Source organism: Puniceibacterium sp. IMCC21224, assembly GCF_001038505.1.
Lineage (GTDB): Bacteria > Pseudomonadota > Alphaproteobacteria > Rhodobacterales > Rhodobacteraceae > Puniceibacterium.
Map to the genome: position 1 here is coordinate 138,718 of NZ_LDPY01000005.1, position 17,636 is coordinate 156,353.

At 63.8% G+C, this 17,636-nt stretch carries 16 protein-coding genes and 1 pseudogene; 2 read left to right on the forward strand and 15 right to left on the reverse strand.

Going from position 1 to position 17,636, the window contains the following annotated elements; all coding sequences use genetic code 11:
• Positions 1 to 2 precede the first annotated feature (2 nt).
• The gene (locus IMCC21224_RS24855) at positions 3 to 4,385 is read right to left on the reverse strand and encodes a bifunctional class I SAM-dependent methyltransferase/DEAD/DEAH box helicase (protein ID WP_047998239.1); all 4,383 of its coding nucleotides are present in this window, start codon (positions 4,383 to 4,385) and stop codon (positions 3 to 5) included.
• Positions 4,386 to 4,561: 176 nt separating this feature from the next.
• On the opposite strand from IMCC21224_RS24855, the gene IMCC21224_RS24860 reads away from it, so the two are divergent.
• Entirely contained in the window at positions 4,562 to 4,855 is a 294-nt protein-coding gene (locus tag IMCC21224_RS24860; RefSeq protein WP_047998240.1) for a hypothetical protein, read from the forward strand.
• A 521-nt stretch (positions 4,856 to 5,376) separates the two neighbouring features.
• On the opposite strand, the gene IMCC21224_RS24865 is transcribed toward IMCC21224_RS24860, so the two are convergent.
• From IMCC21224_RS24865 to IMCC21224_RS24920, 13 genes and pseudogenes are all read right to left on the reverse strand, one after another.
• Positions 5,377 to 6,078, reverse strand: a complete 702-nt coding sequence (locus IMCC21224_RS24865) for an RES family NAD+ phosphorylase (RefSeq protein ID WP_047998241.1) — start codon at positions 6,076 to 6,078, stop codon at positions 5,377 to 5,379.
• Positions 6,075 to 6,476 (reverse strand): MbcA/ParS/Xre antitoxin family protein, encoded by a 402-nt coding sequence (locus IMCC21224_RS24870; protein WP_047998242.1) that lies wholly within the window; start codon positions 6,474 to 6,476, stop codon positions 6,075 to 6,077. The genes IMCC21224_RS24865 and IMCC21224_RS24870 overlap by 4 nt, the downstream gene beginning before the upstream one ends.
• A 58-nt stretch (positions 6,477 to 6,534) precedes the next feature.
• Positions 6,535 to 7,179, reverse strand: coding sequence for a hypothetical protein (locus IMCC21224_RS24875; RefSeq protein ID WP_047998243.1), 645 nt, complete (start codon positions 7,177 to 7,179; stop codon positions 6,535 to 6,537).
• On the reverse strand, positions 7,172 to 7,591 hold the full coding sequence (locus tag IMCC21224_RS24880; RefSeq protein ID WP_047998244.1) for a hypothetical protein: 420 nt from the start codon (positions 7,589 to 7,591) through the stop codon (positions 7,172 to 7,174). The genes IMCC21224_RS24875 and IMCC21224_RS24880 overlap by 8 nt, the downstream gene beginning before the upstream one ends.
• Positions 7,592 to 7,666: 75 nt before the next feature.
• Complete coding sequence (locus IMCC21224_RS24885; protein ID WP_047998245.1) at positions 7,667 to 7,864, reverse strand: hypothetical protein; 198 nt, start codon at positions 7,862 to 7,864, stop codon at positions 7,667 to 7,669.
• Between the two features lies 1 nt (position 7,865).
• A pseudogene (locus IMCC21224_RS24890) lies at positions 7,866 to 8,105 on the reverse strand (hypothetical protein); the annotation flags it as partial.
• 156 nt (positions 8,106 to 8,261) lie between these two features.
• Entirely contained in the window at positions 8,262 to 8,699 is a 438-nt protein-coding gene (locus tag IMCC21224_RS24895) for a hypothetical protein (RefSeq protein ID WP_047998246.1), read from the reverse strand.
• The gene (locus IMCC21224_RS28720; RefSeq protein WP_047998247.1) at positions 8,696 to 10,843 is read right to left on the reverse strand and encodes a hypothetical protein; all 2,148 of its coding nucleotides are present in this window, start codon (positions 10,841 to 10,843) and stop codon (positions 8,696 to 8,698) included. The genes IMCC21224_RS24895 and IMCC21224_RS28720 overlap by 4 nt, the downstream gene beginning before the upstream one ends.
• Positions 10,840 to 12,666 carry a hypothetical protein gene (locus IMCC21224_RS24905; RefSeq protein ID WP_047998248.1) on the reverse strand — a complete coding sequence of 609 codons (1,827 nt, stop codon included), beginning with the start codon at positions 12,664 to 12,666 and terminating at the stop codon, positions 10,840 to 10,842. The genes IMCC21224_RS28720 and IMCC21224_RS24905 overlap by 4 nt, the downstream gene beginning before the upstream one ends.
• Complete coding sequence (locus IMCC21224_RS24910; RefSeq protein WP_047998249.1) at positions 12,663 to 14,084, reverse strand: tyrosine-type recombinase/integrase; 1,422 nt, start codon at positions 14,082 to 14,084, stop codon at positions 12,663 to 12,665. The genes IMCC21224_RS24905 and IMCC21224_RS24910 overlap by 4 nt, the downstream gene beginning before the upstream one ends.
• A 186-nt stretch (positions 14,085 to 14,270) precedes the next feature.
• Positions 14,271 to 14,423 (reverse strand): hypothetical protein, encoded by a 153-nt coding sequence (locus tag IMCC21224_RS28100; protein ID WP_156178429.1) that lies wholly within the window; start codon positions 14,421 to 14,423, stop codon positions 14,271 to 14,273.
• 10 nt (positions 14,424 to 14,433) lie between these two features.
• Positions 14,434 to 14,925: a DUF6878 family protein gene (locus IMCC21224_RS24915; RefSeq protein ID WP_047998250.1), complete on the reverse strand. Its 492-nt coding sequence runs from the start codon at positions 14,923 to 14,925 to the stop codon at positions 14,434 to 14,436.
• A 103-nt stretch (positions 14,926 to 15,028) separates the two neighbouring features.
• On the reverse strand, positions 15,029 to 15,547 hold the full coding sequence (locus IMCC21224_RS24920) for a hypothetical protein (RefSeq protein ID WP_047998251.1): 519 nt from the start codon (positions 15,545 to 15,547) through the stop codon (positions 15,029 to 15,031).
• Positions 15,548 to 15,758: 211 nt separating this feature from the next.
• Between IMCC21224_RS24920 and IMCC21224_RS24925 the strand changes: the two genes are divergently transcribed.
• Positions 15,759 to 16,094, forward strand: a complete 336-nt coding sequence (locus IMCC21224_RS24925; RefSeq protein ID WP_047998252.1) for a DnaJ family domain-containing protein — start codon at positions 15,759 to 15,761, stop codon at positions 16,092 to 16,094.
• 94 nt (positions 16,095 to 16,188) lie between these two features.
• Here IMCC21224_RS24925 and IMCC21224_RS24930 read toward each other — a convergent pair whose 3' ends face one another.
• Positions 16,189 to 17,388, reverse strand: coding sequence for a hypothetical protein (locus tag IMCC21224_RS24930; RefSeq protein ID WP_047998253.1), 1,200 nt, complete (start codon positions 17,386 to 17,388; stop codon positions 16,189 to 16,191).
• Between the last annotated feature and the right edge of the window lie 248 nt (positions 17,389 to 17,636).

Genomic DNA, 17,636 nt, shown 5'->3' on the forward strand with positions numbered 1-17,636 from the left:
GCTCAGCACCCTCCACGCGCATGTAGTCCTGTCACGGGACAACGTGCAAGCAGACGATCAAGCACTGTGATGCCGCTGGAGTCTGCTGGGCAGAAGAGCCGCAGCTTCCAGGCGATGATCTCCGAGAAGAACCCATCTGCCTTCAGCCGGTCCTTGGCGGCACCCAAAAAGCCCGACAGCTCGATCCGGTTGACGCCCATGACGCGCGAGCGGTGCAGCTCCATCCCTTCGGCCAAGCGCACCACGGTCTTGCCCTCCAGAACAAGGGCATGGACCTGCGCCGCCGTGAGCTTCGGCGCATCGGCGGCAAGTGTGGTCGCGACCCAAGACGGCGAAACGCGGCGACCGATGATGCGCTGACCGTCATCGGTCTGCAGCCGGTAGACGCGGGTTTCATCCTGGGGGAGCTGCTTCCAGATCGGCAGCAAGAGGCCCGCCACGATATGCAGGGTGGTTTCCGAGAACTCCGGCACTTCAGCCAGTTCTGCCGTCCAGGCTTCAGTAAAGGCCGCGCGGTCGGCTTCCAGCCAGTGTGTGTCGTCCATGATTTTGGCCGGCACCGTGCTGGCCTCCGTCGGGCGGATCAGCCGCAGGCGGGGTTCGATGGTGCCGTCGTCCAGCATCAGGCTGGTGGCGGGCACCTGCACGGCGGCCCGGCCCGAGCGGCTGTTGACGAGAAGGCGAGCCTTGGGATCGTCGAGCCAGTCGAGCGCATCCGCCAGTGACAGCGGTGTATTGCGCTGCTTTTGCGCGATGGTCAGAAGCTGGGTTTCCGCGCCGGAGCCGGGATGGGTGTAGATCACCCGCGCATCCGTGACGCGAAAGCTTTCGGCGCGCAACGTCTCGAGCCCGAGGTCGTAGACCCCGGCGGCGATAGCGCCCTCGATCCGTTGGTCGAGGAGTTCCTCGAAGGCCGCGAAGACCACAGCCTGCATGTCGATCGTCAGCGCCAGCAGGCGATTGAGGAAGGTCGTGATCGGCGGCAGGTCATCCTTCAGACCGTTGTCATCAGTCAGGCTGAGGCCGGTCGCATCCTCAAACGCCCCGAGCGAGCAGCCCGCAACATCGCCTCGATAGATGCGGCGGTAGAGTTGACGCAGGGCGTCGCGGGCATAGGGGGACTCCAGATTGTCCTCCGGCCGGAACAGACCCTGCCCGCCGGTCTGGCGCTGGCCGCGCGTTATCGCACCAAGCGTGTCGAGGCGACGCGCGATGGTCGAGAGGAACCGCTTTTCTGCCTTTACATCGGTCGCGACGGGCCGGAACAGCGGCGGCTGCGCCTGATTGGTGCGGTTGGTGCGCCCAAGGCCCTGGATGGCAGCGTCTGCCTTCCAGCCGGGTTCCAGAAGGTAATGAACCCGCAGGCGCTGGTTCCAGGCCCCAAGATCGGCGTGATAGCTGCGCCCCGTGCCACCCGCATCCGAGAAGATCAGGATGCGCTTCTGGTCATCCATGAAGGCGGCGGTTTCCGCGAGGTTGGCAGACCCCGCCCGGCTTTCGACGACGAGCCGCGCCAAATGACCCTCGCCCTTGCGCACGATGCGGCGCGAGCGGCCCGTCACTTCCGCCACCAGATCGGTGCCGAAGCGCTGGACGATCTGGTCCAGCGCGCCGGGCACAGGCGGCAGGCTTGCCAGATGCTCGATCAGCGCATCGCGGCGGCGCACCGCCTCGCGGCATTCCACCGGCTGGCCATCGCGCGTGACCGGGCGCGAGGACAGATTGCCCTCGCTGTCAGTGAAGGGCTCGTAGAGCTGCACCGGAAAGGAATGGGCGAGGTAGTCAAGGCAGGCCTCTCTTGGCGTAATGTCAACGCGCACATCGTTCCATTCGTCCGTAGGGATGTCCGACAGGCGGCGCTCCATCAGCGCCTCACCGGTTGAGACGATCTGGATGACGGCAGCATGGCCTGCTGCCAGATCAGCCTCGATGCTGGAAATGAGGCTGGGGGTCTTCATGGAGGTCAGGAGATGACCGAAGAAGCGCTGCTTGGCGGACTCGAAGGCCGAGCGTGCCGCGGATTTGGCCTGACGGTTTAGCGTGCCGCCGGATTCGCCAGTAATGTTGGCCGCTTCCAGCGCCGCGGACAGGTTCCGATGTATGACTCCGAAGGCGAGCGCATAGGCGTCATAGATGCCGCGCTGCTCTGGGCTGAGCGCATGAACCAGCATTTCGTATTCGACGCCGTCGTAGGAAAGCGACCGGGCGGTGTAGAGGCCAAGGGACCGCAGGTCGCGGGCGAGCACTTCCATGGCCGCCACGCCGCCCGCCTCAATGGCCTCGACGAATTCCGCGCGGGTGGCGAACGGGAAATCTTCCCCACCCCAGAGCCCGAGGCGCTGCGCATAGGCGAGGTTGTGCACCGAGGTTGCGCCGGTGGCCGAAACATAGACCACGCGGGCATTGGGCAACCTGTGCTGCAGCCGCAGACCCGCCCTGCCCTGCTGCGACGCCGTGACATCGCCGCGCTCGCCCTTGCTTCCTGCGGCATTGGCCATGGCATGGCTTTCATCGAACAGGATCACCCCGTCGAAATCAGCCCCGAGCCAGTCGACGATCTGGTCGACGCGGGACTTTTTTGCGCCCCGCTCCTCGGAGCGCAGCGTGGCATAGGTGGTGAACAGAATACCCTCGGAGAGCGGGATGTCGCGGCCTTGTGCAAAACGCGACAGCGGCGTGACCAGCAGCCGCTCCTGGCCGAGTGCCGACCAGTCGCGCTGCGCGTCCTCGAGAAGCTTGTCGCTCTTCGATATCCAAAGCGCCTTGCGGCGGCCCTGGCTCCAGTTGTCGAGCAGGATGCCGGCGGACTGGCGGCCCTTGCCCGCACCGGTGCCATCGCCAAGGAAGAAGCCACGGCGGAAGCTGACGGCGTCCGCGGCATCGTCGGGCGCGGCCGAGACCATGTCGCCGGTTTCATCGACAGTCCAAGACCCCGCGAGATACGCGCCATGCGCCTCGCCCGCGTAGATCACGGTCTCAAGCTGCGCGTCGGACAGAAGGCCATCGCGCAGGATGGCGGCTGGAAGCTTGGGCCGGTAGCTGGGTTTCGGGGGCGCGACCGAGGCCATTGCCGCCGATTGCACCAGCTTGGTCGGGTGCAGTGCCGCTCCGGGGATGTCGATCGCCTGCAGGCGGAAGGTCTCATAAATAGCATCCGACAGGCGCGCGCTGGCCCCGTCCTCGGTTGCATCGCGCAGGGTATAGGCGAGGTCTGCGGCCTCGATCTGCGGAGCGGTGTTTGTGGCGGGTGTTGCTGGCGTAGTGCGAGAGCCGGTAGGCGCAGTGCGCGTGGTGCGGGCAGGATTTCCCGGGAAGGGGGAAGTGAGGCCCTGCCCGGCTGGTGCGACCTGCGCCAGCACGAGGCGCGGAGGGACGTGGGTGGTGATCAGCGACAGCAGGCTCGCGACATCAGGCGATATCGGGCGCGTCAGATCGGCTGTGATGCCGCCCGGCTCGCCACCGCGGCATTTGTCGAAGACAGAGATACGGGTCTCGAAACTCGTGCCGTGTTTGGCAAACGCGGCACCTGACACGGCGCCTGTGAACACCAGATGCGCGGTCTCGGTCAGGCGACCGAAGGTCTCAGCCCAGGCGGGCGCATCGGGCGCGAAACGGGCACCGGTGATGGCGACCAACCGTCCGCCGGGGACCAGACGCGCAAGCGCCGAGCGCAGATGCCTGGCTGTCGCCTCGGTGGTGCGGGCATCGACATTGGCCACCGCCGAGAAGGGCGGGTTCATCAGGATGACGCTCGGGCGCAGATCCGCGTCGAGATGATCGTCGATCTGGGCTGCGTCAAAGCCCGTGACGGGGCGGCCCGGAAACAAGCGACGGAGGAGATCAGCGCGGGTGTCGGCAAGCTCGTTCAGCGCGAGGCTGCCGCCCGCGAGTTCCGCGAGGACCGCCAGAAGCCCGGTACCAGCCGATGGCTCCAGCACCAAATCGCGCGCGGTGATCTGTGCTGCAGCCATTGCGGCCAGCCCCATGGGCAGCGGCGTCGAGAACTGCTGGAACCGCTCCATCTCCTCGGACCGCCGCGTATGGGTCGGCAAAAGGCCGGACACCTTGGCAAGGATCGGCAGCAGCGCTGCGGGCGAGCCCGCCCGCGCCAACATCGCGCGGCCAAACTTCCGCAGGAACAGGACCAGCGCTGCCTCGCCCGCCTCATAGGCCAGCTTCCAGTCCCAGGCGCCGGTCGCGTCAGAGCCGCCAAAGGCGCGCTCCATCTCAACGCGCAGGCGCAGCGCATTGATCTGGAAACCCTGCGCCAGATCAGGCTGCAGCGCATCGGCCACACTCAAGATCGCAGCAGCCGTATCGAGGGACGGGATAGGGGCGACAGGCGCAAGGGCGCGCTCGGTCGCAAAGGGGGCGAGAAGGGTCATCGGGAAACTCCGGAATGAGGAACAGGATCAGGCCCGGACACCCTCTTTCGGGCACCCTCAGGCCTGACCTTCCCCGGCCATCCTCTTCCTCTCAAACCCCATGATTTCCGCAGGTGGCTTGCTTTTGTTCCTGTTATGTTCTATTTTACGAGCCACGCTAAGAAGGGAGATCCCCGATGGAAAGCACCACTTACGCCCTGCCCGCGACGCCCAAGCAGATCGCCTACGCCCGCGCGCTGGCCCTGCGCAACCAGACGCTTTTGCCGTGGGAGGTTCAGCAAGATCGGCGCTCCTTGAGCGCCTGGATCGACGCGCAGGCCAAGCTGAAGCCGGGCACGCAGGACAGCCGCCCGACATCAAAGCAGGTCGCCTTCGCCGAGCGTCTCGCCCGGATCAAACGCCGCGCCGTGCCGGATGAGTGTTTCCGCGACAAGGGGCTGATGTCGAAGTGGATCGACGGGAATAGGTGAGGACGGCACCGGCTGGCTCCGGCCTTCCGGAGCTTCTGGCATACCGCGGCTTGGCAAACCGAGCGTAGTTGCCAACCTACAGGTTGGCAGGGGCACTTTGGGACATCAGCCTCGGTCAAGCTCCTGTCCGAAGGACCAAGGTCTGGTCGCGGCGGCAGACCGGGACGTACACCGCTGAGACCTTCGGCAACCACCGCAAGTCGTCGCCTTCTCTCGACCCAGAGTCTTCAGATCTCCCTCCACTTGGGGCTAGTCCCTCAGTTCTTTGGAAATGGTGATGTTGGAGCGTCCATAACGCCAGAAAAGCATCCTCATCAAAGAAAACTATAGTGGTCTCTTGGGGCATAGACGTCGCCTTCCTCAGCGCGTCTATAGGAAGCCCAGAAGACCGGCGGACTCAGTCCAAAGCCTCAAAGAACAACTGATGGTCACACGGCTTCAAATGCGTGACGTCCGGCCTGTTGCCGTTTGCCGGTTTCATGTCTTCGCCCCCCCCAAAAAAGCGCATACGCCATTACTCGTCAGCCGACGGCAGTAAGCGAGTAGTGCGGTGTCCCATCCCAAACAAGATCCCAAGACGCGCCCGGCCGGACGTTCTGGATGGCGTGGGGCTCGAAGCAGACGAGGCAATTCCCGCCCGGCGCGGGAGCCCGAACTGAGGGGTAGATCAGGCCCCGCGATCCAGCCCGGCGCAGATGCTGGGCGAGGCTTTGGCCCTCGGGATATCCGACAGCTGGATAGGGATGCAGCGCTGGGTGTTCCGGCTCATCGGTCAGATCATCGAAGATCCCGATGAAATCCGCCAGCAATTCCACATAGCGGGCGCTGTCATGGAAGCTGCCGGTGAAGCCGAGTTCGCGCGTGCGGTGCCAGGCCACTTCGCTGACGGACACCATCACGTCCCATGCGCAATACCACGCGCCGCGCTCCTCGGTGTTGAAGCGGTTTCCCCCGGCGCGGGTGTAGGTGAAGGCCGCGTTGACATGACTGTCGCCATAGATGCGCAAATCACGGCTCCGGCGCTGCCAGGCCAGCTCGCGTGGGTCCAGATGCGGGTTGCGGCCACGTTCCGCCAGAAGACGGCCGCTGGTCAGGCCCTCGATCTTCGCCAGGATCTCCATTTCGTCTTCGGTATCAACGAGACCCCGCAAGGACGGTGGCTTGTGGTAGGTGGCTGGCAGGAGACGAACGAGACCACGATCGGAAACCTCGGTCTGCTTCATGCCCCACCACGCAACGCATCGAGATAGGTCCGCACCGCGAGGATCTGCGGCAAGCCCCCGTCGATGGCGATGTCAACCGGACGGCTACCCCCGAACAGCGGCCCTGTATTCGGTCGGGTGAACCAGCTTCGCGCGAGCGGCTCGGAGAAGTAGAGTTCGAGCGATTTGTAGATGCCGATCACCGCACTGAGCCGCAGCAGTTGATCCTTGGTCAGTTCTCCTGCAAAGTCCGGCTTCTTGGCGCGCTTCCATGTGCTCACCGTCATATCGGCAAGGCCAGCTGCTTCGTTCAGGTTGAGGCCCCAGGCATCGACCACGCGCGCATAAGCCTTCAATGCGACGGCGTTAACCTGTGCGGGTTCTCGGATTTTCTCAGCAACGTACATGGCGTCCTCCATTGGGCTGAATATAGATCATATGGCCTCATTGTAAAGATCAAATGAACTACCCGCGCTCTCACCCGAACCGGCGCCCTTCTTCGGTGAAGGTGTACTCGTTGACGATGATCCCCTCCTCTATGGCCTCGTCCGAGGTGAGGTGGTCGTATTCAGCCTGAAGCTGGCGGTAGAGCCAGCGCGCCAGATCACGCAGCGCCTCGGTCACGATCTCCTCGGCGTCTTCGGTCGGCGGCTGCCAGGTCGGGCTGTCCCGCGTAACGTCAACGGACATCGTGTATTCATGGTAGTAGCGCCCGCGATGGCTGACCTCGGCCGCGAGCTGGTAAAAGTTCCGCCGCTGGATGGTCTGCAGCCGGTCGACGATGCCATGGAGCGTCGCGTCTTGGGGCGCGTAGTCGCGGATGCGCGCGGCCGCACCCTTGGCATGGCTAAGGTAGCCTTCGAAGCAGGCCCCGTCGCCCTGACTCCAGAACCCGGAGAACCAAATGCAGGGCTTGGCCCGCGTCCCGCCGCCCATCAGCCGCACGGGGGTGGTTTTGAGCCGGATGCCGAGGATCTCGCAGACCCGCTCGAAGTCCTCGTAAACCGCGTCCCACCAATCGTCGTGAGGCCCAAGCTCGCGATACCAGCTGCGCGCTTTTTCCTTGGCGACGTCGGAGAGTTCAGGGAACTGGTAGACTGTTGTGCAGATCACCTCAGGCATCGACCTCCTCCCCGTTCAGCGCGGCGGCGAGCCACTCCTGGCTGCTTGTCCAGCCGATGGATTTGCGGGCACCGAGATCGATGACATGCGCGCCACCGCCAAAGGCGTCGAGGCGCGGCCGGGAGCAGGTCAGGGCATACTGGAACCCCCAGAGGCCGGTGAGATCGAATTCTTCCGCGAGGCGCAGGACGAAGCGGATGACGGCTTCGACATCGCCGTGGTCGTCATCATGGATCCAGAGGGTGCTGCCCTCGGGCGCATCCTGGCGCACGAGGTCGAAGCCTGCAACCTCCGGGTCCTCGGCATCCTGATCGGCTTCGCGCAAGCTCTGGAACAGGGCGAGCGCGCGGGCGGCCTTGACGGGGGTACCGACGTCGAGCAAGCACGAGAAATGGGTGAAGTAATCTGCCATTGGGACCTCCTGAATGGGGAAAACCCGGCCGGGCGGCCGGGCGTTGTGTTGGAATGAAGGGGTGGTTGGGGGTAATCAGCCGTTTGGCTGGTCGCCCGCCGCCTGTCGCGCGGCATGGGCGCAGAGCATCTGCTGGTAGAAGCGCTTGCGCGACGTCCGGAAGCCGCGCACGGCGCGCGTGTCGGGATGAAGCGCCCGGACCGCTGCGCGCAGGACGGCGTAAGGCGAAGCGGTCACCGGCAGGCCGAGGCGATGATAGGCCGGGTCGGTCATGTCAGGCGACCTCGACCACGGGCGAGGCGAGATGCGGATCGACCAATGCCTCGATCCGCTCGGCCCGGCCCATCCACGGCTCGGGCCGGATGGCCTTCACCCAGTCGGCGAAGCTCGGGATGAAGCCGAGGTCTTCCTTCACGTGCTGCTCGCCCACCCGACGGGTCGGAATGATGCGCCCGGTCGAGAGTGTGAGGGTGGGACCGAAAATCGTCTCGGCCATGAAGATGCCCTCCGCATGTTATCTGGACAGTCAAGCTGTCTCTTTCTGAAAACCTCCTGCCTTCATTGAGGTTTTCCTGTGCGGCATGGGTGAGACAGTTCATGGGGGCTCCCTCTCTTCTCATCCCTGTTTCACCCCCACCCAGCTCACCTCTTTCTCTTTCTGATCGTGACCTCAGGTGCCGCCCTGGGACGGCGGCCTGAACGGCAGGACATTCGGGTCAGCCCGCGCGATCTGCTCTTCAAGAACCGCGATCAGGTGGCGTTGTTCTTCACCCTGCAGTGCGAGGATCTGGATTTGTTGCGCCAGGGTTTTGACGGTCGCGTGCAGCTCGGCCATCTCGCCACCGCGTGCGGCCCGCAGCTCGTCTTCAAGTTCGCGGATACGGGCCTTCAATCCCGCAGCTGATCCTGCGCGAAACCGCGCCTCCGCCGCACGAAATTCGCCAAGGACGGCCGTGGCCCGGTTGGCCGTTGCGCGGCTGACGCCGGCCTCGCGCGCGAGATTGGCAACGGTGAGGCGCCCGTCGGTATTCTCTGAGGTTCCTTCGAGCAGGCGCTTCATTGCGACGCGCAAAACGTCTTCGGTCTTCTGACTGACGGGCCGTGTCATACCTTCGGGTCCTCCAGGTGCGCGATCAATCGGCGCTTTCGATCATTGTCCTGCGCGATTGCGACCTTCTGAAGCGCCGACAGGGTGTTGCCCTGCAGGAGACGTTCGCCGTCCTCGATCGAAGCCCGCCAGGGCGTAACGTGGCGCGAGGTCAGACAGGAATTGGGGCAGCGGTCCGGGCTGCAGCGCGAAATCACCGGAGCCTGCGGCCTGTCGTCAGGCCGCAGGCAAAGGGCGCTGGCGGGATCGAAGAAGCAATCGTTCAGAAATCCGACATGCAGCGTCTTTCCAAGATGCGCCAGCATCGTTCGCAGGCGTTTCTGGTCGAGGATGCGCCCAGGCAGATCACCGAGGGTGTCCCGGACGTTGTCGAACTCCAGCTTGAGACGGGACGATGCCGGGCCGCCGGGCTCGTCACCCTGCAGGTATGCCTCATAATAGGCGACCACATCGTCCAATTGGCCAAGCGCCCGTTCCTGCTCGACCGCACGGCGAAAATCTCCGTGCGGCGCGCCGGCATAGCCCTCGAACATCGCCACGGAGGCATGCTTGTACTGGATCTTTCCGGCAATCACGCCAAAGGGGCGGTTCGCGATGTACCATGCGATAGTGCGCCGGAACTGCCGAGTGCTGAAATGCCATGGGCGTCCGTCGACATGTGGAATGGCTGGCGGGTTTGGGACCCGCGCATCCAGACCGTCGCGAAACATCTTGATGATCGGCGACGCTTGCGCGGCCAAGTAGTCCGCGGTCCAGTCCCATGGCTTCAGCGAGACCCAGAGGGATCGAAGATCACGGTCGCCGCGTGCACGACACGACAAGGCTTCCATGGCCTCGACGGCACGGGCGACCGGCGCGATGGTGATCCAGTCGGCGGAAACACCCGCCGCCTCGCGATGTTTGTAGACGGTGCTGCGCACGCGATAGCGCTCGATCAGGTTGTCGGCACTGCGCTCAATCGAAACGCAGCCCGGCTCCATGTCCTGCAACTCGCTGTCGCGCATTCCCGTCAAGTAGGCACAAACGATGTAACAGGCCGCCTGCAGCATCTGCTCTTCATGTGGCAGGCTGTCCGTGTCGAAACGCTCCCGCCAGGGCAGGCCGGTATCGGGATCGAGGCTGATCGGGGTATCCATGCCGCCGACCTCTGTTCCCATCTCACCCGCCATCTGGTCCAGCATCCTCACGGTCGCGGTGGAACTACTGAGGTTCCCCGTTTGAGGACAGCCGATCTGAAGGCACATCAGCCTGAAATTATACGCGTTGCCTTCCTTAACATCGGGGCCACCGCGGGTGGTGTTTGGACGGCGCTCCCAGATTGGCACGCCCCGCCCTTCCGCCCGTCGGGCCTCGAGCCAGGTACGAAGACGGTAGCGAAACCGTTCGTGGCGGGTCTGGCGCGCATCCTCGGCAATGATCTGGGCAGCACGGGCTTCAAGGCGATCCAGTTCTTCGCGCGCCGCGAGGATATCCGGGGCGAAGACATCGACGTATCGCATCGACCAGTGGAGCAACGCGCCGATGACCGGTTCGGGGATGCGCGGCGTGGTGTTCTCCGAGCTCGTCCGGCTCCGACCGCTGACATTGCTTGCCGTGCGCCCACCCCAAGGCAGGAAGGGAATGCCGCCCCCGGTCACCCATGGCCCGAAATGATGGAGGTCGATGGGGACATCGACATAGAGGCGGATCTGTTGCGATGAACGTGCGCCATCTGCCCCCAGATGCGCCAGATACGCGTCCAGCACTTGCTGGTCGACGCGCGCCAGTTCGACGGAACCGATACGATCGTGCAGGAACTCTCCGAAATGGCGCAGGAACAGCAATGTGCCCTTGGCGGTCGAGGGGCCGCACGGGCCCCGGTAGCTGCGCAGCGGCGCCTGAAGGCGGGCAAGCATATACTCCTTGGCGAGCCGTCGAAGCGCGGGGTCTGCAATGGCCCCGAAATCCACACGAAACGCGGCTGGACGCGCGTTGGCGCGAAACATCGCCGGACTGAGATCCCAGACATCGTCGCCGAAGCGGGACAGCATCGACCGCTCCGATCCCGGTCTGAGCGGTCTGCCTGCGAGGATGTCGGTGTCGTCGGGATGGATTGCCGATGGCAGCGATGGCCTTGCGGTCGTGAAGTCTGGATTTGCTCTCATGCGAGACCCGCCTCCGGGGGAAGGTAGATCTGTGCCGATTGACTGGCTGCGAGGGCACGCGCGGCGGCTAGATCGGGCTCAGAGAATTGCGGCAATATCTGCGCGACGATCCTGTGGTGGGCCCTCCCAAACTTCGCCTGCCAATCTGCTTCGGACAAAACCTTGCGCTGGTCCACCACGAAATCCAGAAACGCCATCAGCGCGGGAAGCTTGCGGGTGGTGATGACGCCGTTGCGGCATTCGAGGCAGCCCCAGAACGGCACCGGGCAGGCCTCTCCCGACGTGGCGAACGGGCTGCTGTAGAAGCCGGAACAGCTTGCCAGCCATACATCCTGTTCGCCTGCCAGCATTGCCGGAACATCGGTCGCCAAGCCCTCCGGAAAACCGGGCTGTGCCGAAGACGGAGCTGCCAAGACTTTGGCCTCGGCCTCCGGGGTCAGCACGGTAGGTTGCAAGGCATCTTCGACAGCGTCCATCAGCGCCTCGGCGATGGTAGCTTCGTGGATCGGCCGCAAGGCGGGAATGTCCCCATAGTGGTTCGCGGCAACCTCGACGGTATGTCCAACAGCAAACCGGCGCAGCTGACCGCCGGTCTTGCGATACCACGCAGATTTGTGTGTCTTGCGCAAACGCGAGAGGCAGAGCTTCAACGGCTTCCCGTCATCATCCTGCAACCCGTGATGTTTGACCCAGACCTTTCTAGCGGATTGCATCGGCAGAACGACATCGGTCAGGCGGCCGCGGCAGTAATACGTGAAAAGTTGTTCACTCCCGAGATGGCGACGCGCTGTCGCGGTCCACTGAATTGCCAGGCGCAGCAGGCCGCCCGGGGTACCTGAGCCGCCGTCCCGAACCCGGAGCCGCTTCCATTCGGCGTGACGGGCGCGGCGCTTGCAATACTCGATCTCGACATATCCGCTGGACGGGTTCTTGAGGCAGTCGGCACGCAGGGTCTTGATCGCCTCGATCTCGAGACCGGTCTCCAGCGACAGCAGAACGAAAAGAGCAATCAGATCGCCAAGGAGCAGATGCCGTGTGCCATGCATCCTGTCGCTCAGCCCCTCATTCGAAATCCCTGCATAGTTCCGTGCCCCGTAGAGTTGACGAAAAAGGTCGTGCTTGACGGTAATGAAACCGAAACGGTCGATCTCGGCGAAGGCGTCCATCTCCAACCGGTCGATGCGTGTCTCGCACTCTTGCGCAAGCACCGGCCGAAATCGCTGGACGATCGCGGCGACATCCGCGCGCGTGGCCGCCTTCAGGGCCGCCCTGACATTGTCGCCGTAGGCATCGCGCGGGCGCGGCGGAACACCCGGGCGCGTGCTGACATAGAACAATCGGCGGGAAGCTTCTTCGGAAAGGCGGCCTGGTTCTCCCGCATCCGCCAACCGCAGCAGCATCACTACATCTCCCATCTGGTGTCGGCGATGGTTGGGATGCTGCCCGCGCTCATCCATCCAGGCGTCGAAGCCTTCGATGGTGGTGACATCCATATCGGCAAGCGCATGTACAGATGACCCTGTCGCATCGAGATAGCGCCAGAACCGATGCACGGCTTCGGTCAGTGACATGGCGGTGCGGACGGTTCCCGCCGGGCCACCGACCTGACACGCCTGCCAGAGTGCCTGCGTGAAGGAGCGCGCAAGCGAAGCCCGACCCGGCAAACGCGTCAGGTCCATCGTCGCGGTCCGTCCGGCCAGGGTAATCTCGAAACGGCCCGCGGCGATGGCAATAGCGGCGGCGGGGCCGGGATCGGGAAGATTGTCAGGAAAGCTCGCCCTCCGTCCCGGGCGGGGATGAGCGACGCCAGATCTGCCGGTCATCGGTCATCCGCCATGAGTTCGGCAGTCCAGCGGTCCGCTGCTGCGTCGACGAGTTCCTGCGCCTCGGCAAGGCTGTCGAGATAGATGTAGGTGCTGGTGATGTTCGCGTGGCCAAGGAGGTGTTGGAGATGGCGGAGAGGGTCGCCTAGCATCTGGCGATAGGCCGCGCCGTGCGCGTCGGTCGGGTTAAAGATTGCGCCAACCTGTTCACGGATCAGCATCGACAGCATGTTGACCGCGAAAGTGTGCCGCAACATGTGCGGTGTGACGGTGATATCGAGGCCGAAAGCCTGGCACCGTTGGCTTGCCCTGCGAAATGCCACCTCCCAGGTTCCGGACGACACGGGCTGACCGCGCTCCGTGAGCCAGAGCGATGCGTGTTCATCCATCCCATCCGTCGATCGCAGCAGCCGTTGCCGATCTTGCGGACGGAGCCTGGTCAGCGCGATGCGCCGGCCACTGCCATCGATGGCGCTGCGGCCATCGGGTGATATTACGAAGGGGACGACCGGACGAGGCGGCGCCTTGGCGACGGCAACATGGCGCTCGATATCGCAATAATCCCCGATCAGCTTGAGCACACGGCGCGGCAAACGAACACGACGAGGGCGCTCGCCCTTGGTAATCGCGCCCGGCAGATCGAAAGGAAGTATCCGCGAGCTGTCGGAAGACCACCGAGGCAGTTCGTCGATGATCAGGCTACCGGCCTCGCCGAGGCGCATCCCCGTGGCGACGAGCAGTTCCGCAAAGACGGCATTCCGCTCGCCATTGCGACCGCGCCAGGCTCGGTCCTCGGACCCTTCCGGCAGTCTGCCCCTCAGGCCGATATCCCGGAATTCGAGGTAGCGCCCGATATCGACGAATTGCATGTTATGTGGGCGCGCGGCACGTTCCCGCGCCCTGTTGCCCTCAACCACCTTGGGCGCTCCCCGCCCTTGCCCATGACGAAAGGACAGGTCGTATCGAAACGGCGAGGATGCGATCAGGCCTTCTTCGAGCGCCCACCGATACAGTTTGTCGAGCGCCGCGATCGCCCTGTTCCAGCTGGATGCCGAAATCTGGAACGGTGCATCCGACAAACGCCGTGCATGGTGAAACGCGATGACATCGTTGTAATCGGCACGCCAAAGCTGCTTGCCACCACGCCGTTCTTCCAGAAACCGCATCCAGACGAAGATGTCATGGGCGTAGGCGCGCAAACTGTGCCGCGAACGCACCCCCATGGTCGGACAGGCGCGAAAGAACCGGTTCACGTCATGCAAGTAGCTTCCGTCCCGATCCAGAAAAAACGGCATGCCATCCATCAGGCCGATCCTGCCAGCGGCCTCGGTCAAGGACGCGGAAAGATCGACCGGAACGCCTTCGACCGAAACTGGCGCGTGCAGCGCCGATCCGTCGGTGAAATAAAGCTGCACCATCCGTCCTCCAAAGACGTTCGCGTCCCGCAAACGACGCCCGCGACTCCAGTCGCGCTCAAACCGAAACGCCGCCAGCCCCGTCCCTACGGCCCTTTTGGTGGAGAGCGGGCCGGGGCTGGCTCATCTCTCAATCCCAAGGTTCCGAATAACCCGCACCATGCACAGGAATAAGACGCTTCCATAGAGTCAGGATAAGGCATGGTGCCGCAGGGCCCGGTGCCGAAAATCAGCGGTGATCTCCTTGCTCTGGTCGAACCATGTATGTACCGCGATGAAATCGTCGACCGTACCGCCCCACTTCTTCACCGAGGACAGGGCGTGGTGATAGGGATGTGCCATCGCAACCCCCTCAGAAATCATGGGTGAAGAGTTCGGACGACGTGAACCGTTCGTTGAACTCGAGGTGGATGCAGCGGGCCGCGGCGTCGAAGCAGAATTCGCCCCAGGCGCCGTCGTTGTTTTCCCAACCGCCATGTGTGTCAGACAGGAAGTCGTAGGTGAGCTGCTCGACAACATCCTCCAGTGATAGGCTGCGCATCTCGACCTCGGGATCATCCCACGTCAGCGCGGCATAGGGGATTTCAGTCGCGGGGAAGTCGACAGCCGTCTCGCCCGCCCAGGCGCCGATACTTTCGATCTGGCCGCTGTCGCCGGCCCCGTCGAAGGTCACGGTGACATGGGTGATGCTGGCGGCCATGAGGCCATCGTACAGGCGGTCCTTGTTGCCCGGGCGCAGGGCGAGGGTCCGGGCGGTGCGTTCGGCATGCGCGGCAAGGATCGCCCCGAAATCGACGGTGGAAGGCCGCAGCGGTGCGGCCAGAGTGGGTTCAGTCTGGGTCATGGATATCTCCGTTCGGTGAGGACAGGTCAGACCCCCCGGGTGGCGCACTCCTCTGCCCCCCGAAGGCTCAAACCCTTCCCAGCCCTCCTCTGTCTCTTGAGCGTCACGCCGCGATCTGCAGCGCGCGAGCGGCAAAGGCGCGCCAGAGCGGGTCGACCAGACGCGCATCCAGCAGATCGGCACGGTAACGCAGTCGCTGCGCCAGTTCAGGCTCGTGCCAATCAATGGCGCGGCCAGCTTGGGCGCGCAGCTGAACCGCCTCGGTCACGACGGCCCGCGCCTCAAGAGCATTGGCGACAGGCTGGCACCAAGCCACAGCGCCATGACTGGCGGCCCCGGCAAGAACCAGGCGCTGGTCGCAATCAAGGATGGCCAGAAGCTGCGGCGCTGCATCGGAGCCGTTGTCCTCTGCCTGCTCAAACGCCCCCTGCATAGCATCGGCCAAGGTCGCAAAACGCTCAACCAACACGGGAGCAGCGGTGCCCGACATCAAGGCTGCCGGCGTCCGGTGCATCCGCGTCAGCGCGAAAGGCAGGCTGGTATCAGGAGCGACAGTCCCGCCATTTGGAACAGGGCACATCGGACGCGGGCTCGGCTGGATAGGCAGGGGAAGGTCAAACATGGCAATATCTCCAACGGCGCGGGAAGCTTCTCTCCCCGCCTCATCCGTCAAAGACCAAACCCCCGCCCTCTTCCTCGAAGGGGCAGCGGATGATGAAAACTTATGTCGGCAAAGCGAACTTTTCCGCCGTTCGGCGCAGAACTTCCAAAGTTGGTTTTGTTTCTAAGCTATAGTCGCCTCGGCGGCATCAGGAAGAAGAAAGCAATACAGCATGACCCAGTCTCTTAACCGGCTCGTGGAACGGCAAATCCTGAAAGCCCTCGCAGAGGGCAAATTACGCGGCCTTGAAGGCGAGGGGAAACCGCTGCCCGACCGCTCGGGTGAGGCGTTTACCGACATGGCGACAGCGGTGGCGGTCCGCATAATGGCCGAAGCAGGCACACTGCCCGAGGAATTCAAGATCAAGAAGCTGCTGGAGGCAGCGAAGCAAAGCTACAGGGAAGCGGAGGGCGATGACGCCAAACGCGTTGCAATGGCCTTGATCGCCGACCTGCAGCAACGCTACAACATAGCCGTAGAGGCAAGACGGCGGTTTATGGGAAGTTAGCCGGAAACGTCCACCCGTCTGCTGCACAGCATCTGGCGAAATGGGCTCTTCACGGCGATTTCAGTGGGGCGCCAGCGAGGCGCCCCAACTCAGGTCACCCCACCCGGTCGAGGAGCTTCTTGGCGCGCCCCTCCATGTCGAGCCGTGCATCCTGCTGGGTCTTGTCGCGCGCCAGCCGCGTGATGCCCTGCACGAAGTCGAAGATGCTCTCGGGCGGGCGGCCCTCTTCCATCAGTACCTTCTCGATGATCTTGCCAGACTCGGCTTTTGAGAAGCCGCGCTTGCGGAGGAAATCCGCGCGATCCTCGTCGGTCCGTGCCACGATCTGCTGCCGCGCGGCCTTGATGCCGTTCAGGAAGCCCTGCGGCGAGGAATTGGCGAACCGCGTCAGCGCCGGGGCCGCCTCATGGGCAAAGCGCGAGGCCGCGTATTTCGAGTGGCGGATCCGGATCTCCTGAAAATCCTCGACGCCCCAGAGGTTGCGGTTCTGGCACACTGCCCGCAGGTAGAAACTCGCCATGCCGAGGGTTTTTGCGCCCACCTCGGAGTTCCAGCAGTAGAAGCCCCGAAAGTAGAGATCAGGAGAGCCGTCAGGCAGCTTGCCCGCCTCGATCGGGTTGCGATCATCCACCAGGAACAGGAAGACATCGCGATCCGAGGCATAAAGCGTGGTTGTGTCGCGGCTGATTTCGACATCGGGGTTGTAGACCCCGGTCGACCAGTCGAGCACTCCCGGCACCTTCCAGCGCGTATCGCCCGTGCCATTGCCTGCAATCCGCTGCACCGCTTCAACCAACTCGTGATCATGGATGCGGCCATAGTCGGGGCCAGTGACAGCACGCAGTTCCGTGCGGCCATCCTCGGTCTCGAAGGTCTTGACCTGTTCGGCGCGGTGATTGGTCAGACCGTATTGCAGGTTGATCCCCGCCAACGGCGCGGGCAGCTGCCGCAGGTAAGAGGCCGGCGCGCCGACGAGACTCGCGAGTTGACTAAAGGCCCAGTGGGTCGGGGCCACCGGTTCCTGCGCCTTCGGCAGCACAAGATGCAGCCGGTCGGCGGTGTCCCGAGCAGCCTCGACCCGGATATCGGCGGTCTGCACCACCCGGCTGCGGCTGCGCTCGGAACGGCCCTTCACCGAAGCCCAAAGATCGTCGAGCGACAGATACCGCTCGTCATCGGGCCGGTTGAACCATTCGGACGACACCCGCCCGTTCCGCTCACCCCGGCTCACATCCACCTTGTAGCCACCCGTCCGTGCGGGCTGCACAGGGTCCAAAACTTCCACAATGCCCATTGGCTATTCCTCCGTGACAGGCGCTGGAAGCCACTCTCCCAGCCTTCAACCCGTCACCGGGAAACCGGCACTCCTCTCACTCTCGAAAGCTTGGCATGATCGGCCGCAATGCGGACTAAGCGGCCTTATGCACGCGCGGCTATTGCTAACGCAGCATTTCCTCGCAGTTGCAGCAGATTTCATGCTGCGATGCAGCCCAAGTCGCGGAAGCAGCCATTCATTGATGCCGACGTCAGTGGGTTTCAGAC

Excerpts from the sequence above, each read along its gene's own strand:
- IMCC21224_RS28720 (WP_047998247.1), bottom strand. The coding sequence starts at position 10,843 with ATGAGAGCAAATCCAGACTTCACGACCGCAAGGCCATCGCTGCCATCG.
- IMCC21224_RS24880 (WP_047998244.1), bottom strand. The coding sequence starts at position 7,591 with ATGGCAGATTACTTCACCCATTTCTCGTGCTTGCTCGACGTCGGTACC.
- IMCC21224_RS24885 (WP_047998245.1), bottom strand. The coding sequence starts at position 7,864 with ATGACCGACCCGGCCTATCATCGCCTCGGCCTGCCGGTGACCGCTTCG.
- IMCC21224_RS24915 (WP_047998250.1), bottom strand. The coding sequence starts at position 14,925 with ATGACCCAGACTGAACCCACTCTGGCCGCACCGCTGCGGCCTTCCACC.
- IMCC21224_RS24865 (WP_047998241.1), bottom strand. The coding sequence starts at position 6,078 with ATGAAGCAGACCGAGGTTTCCGATCGTGGTCTCGTTCGTCTCCTGCCA.
- IMCC21224_RS24905 (WP_047998248.1), bottom strand. The coding sequence starts at position 12,666 with ATGACCGGCAGATCTGGCGTCGCTCATCCCCGCCCGGGACGGAGGGCG.
- IMCC21224_RS24920 (WP_047998251.1), bottom strand. The coding sequence starts at position 15,547 with ATGTTTGACCTTCCCCTGCCTATCCAGCCGAGCCCGCGTCCGATGTGC.
- IMCC21224_RS24925 (WP_047998252.1), top strand. The coding sequence starts at position 15,759 with ATGACCCAGTCTCTTAACCGGCTCGTGGAACGGCAAATCCTGAAAGCC.
- IMCC21224_RS24930 (WP_047998253.1), bottom strand. The coding sequence starts at position 17,388 with ATGGGCATTGTGGAAGTTTTGGACCCTGTGCAGCCCGCACGGACGGGT.
- IMCC21224_RS24895 (WP_047998246.1), bottom strand. The coding sequence starts at position 8,699 with ATGACACGGCCCGTCAGTCAGAAGACCGAAGACGTTTTGCGCGTCGCA.
- IMCC21224_RS24910 (WP_047998249.1), bottom strand. The coding sequence starts at position 14,084 with ATGGTGCAGCTTTATTTCACCGACGGATCGGCGCTGCACGCGCCAGTT.
- IMCC21224_RS24870 (WP_047998242.1), bottom strand. The coding sequence starts at position 6,476 with ATGGAGGACGCCATGTACGTTGCTGAGAAAATCCGAGAACCCGCACAG.
- IMCC21224_RS28100 (WP_156178429.1), bottom strand. The coding sequence starts at position 14,423 with ATGGCACATCCCTATCACCACGCCCTGTCCTCGGTGAAGAAGTGGGGC.
- IMCC21224_RS24860 (WP_047998240.1), top strand. The coding sequence starts at position 4,562 with ATGGAAAGCACCACTTACGCCCTGCCCGCGACGCCCAAGCAGATCGCC.
- IMCC21224_RS24855 (WP_047998239.1), bottom strand. The coding sequence starts at position 4,385 with ATGACCCTTCTCGCCCCCTTTGCGACCGAGCGCGCCCTTGCGCCTGTC.
- IMCC21224_RS24875 (WP_047998243.1), bottom strand. The coding sequence starts at position 7,179 with ATGCCTGAGGTGATCTGCACAACAGTCTACCAGTTCCCTGAACTCTCC.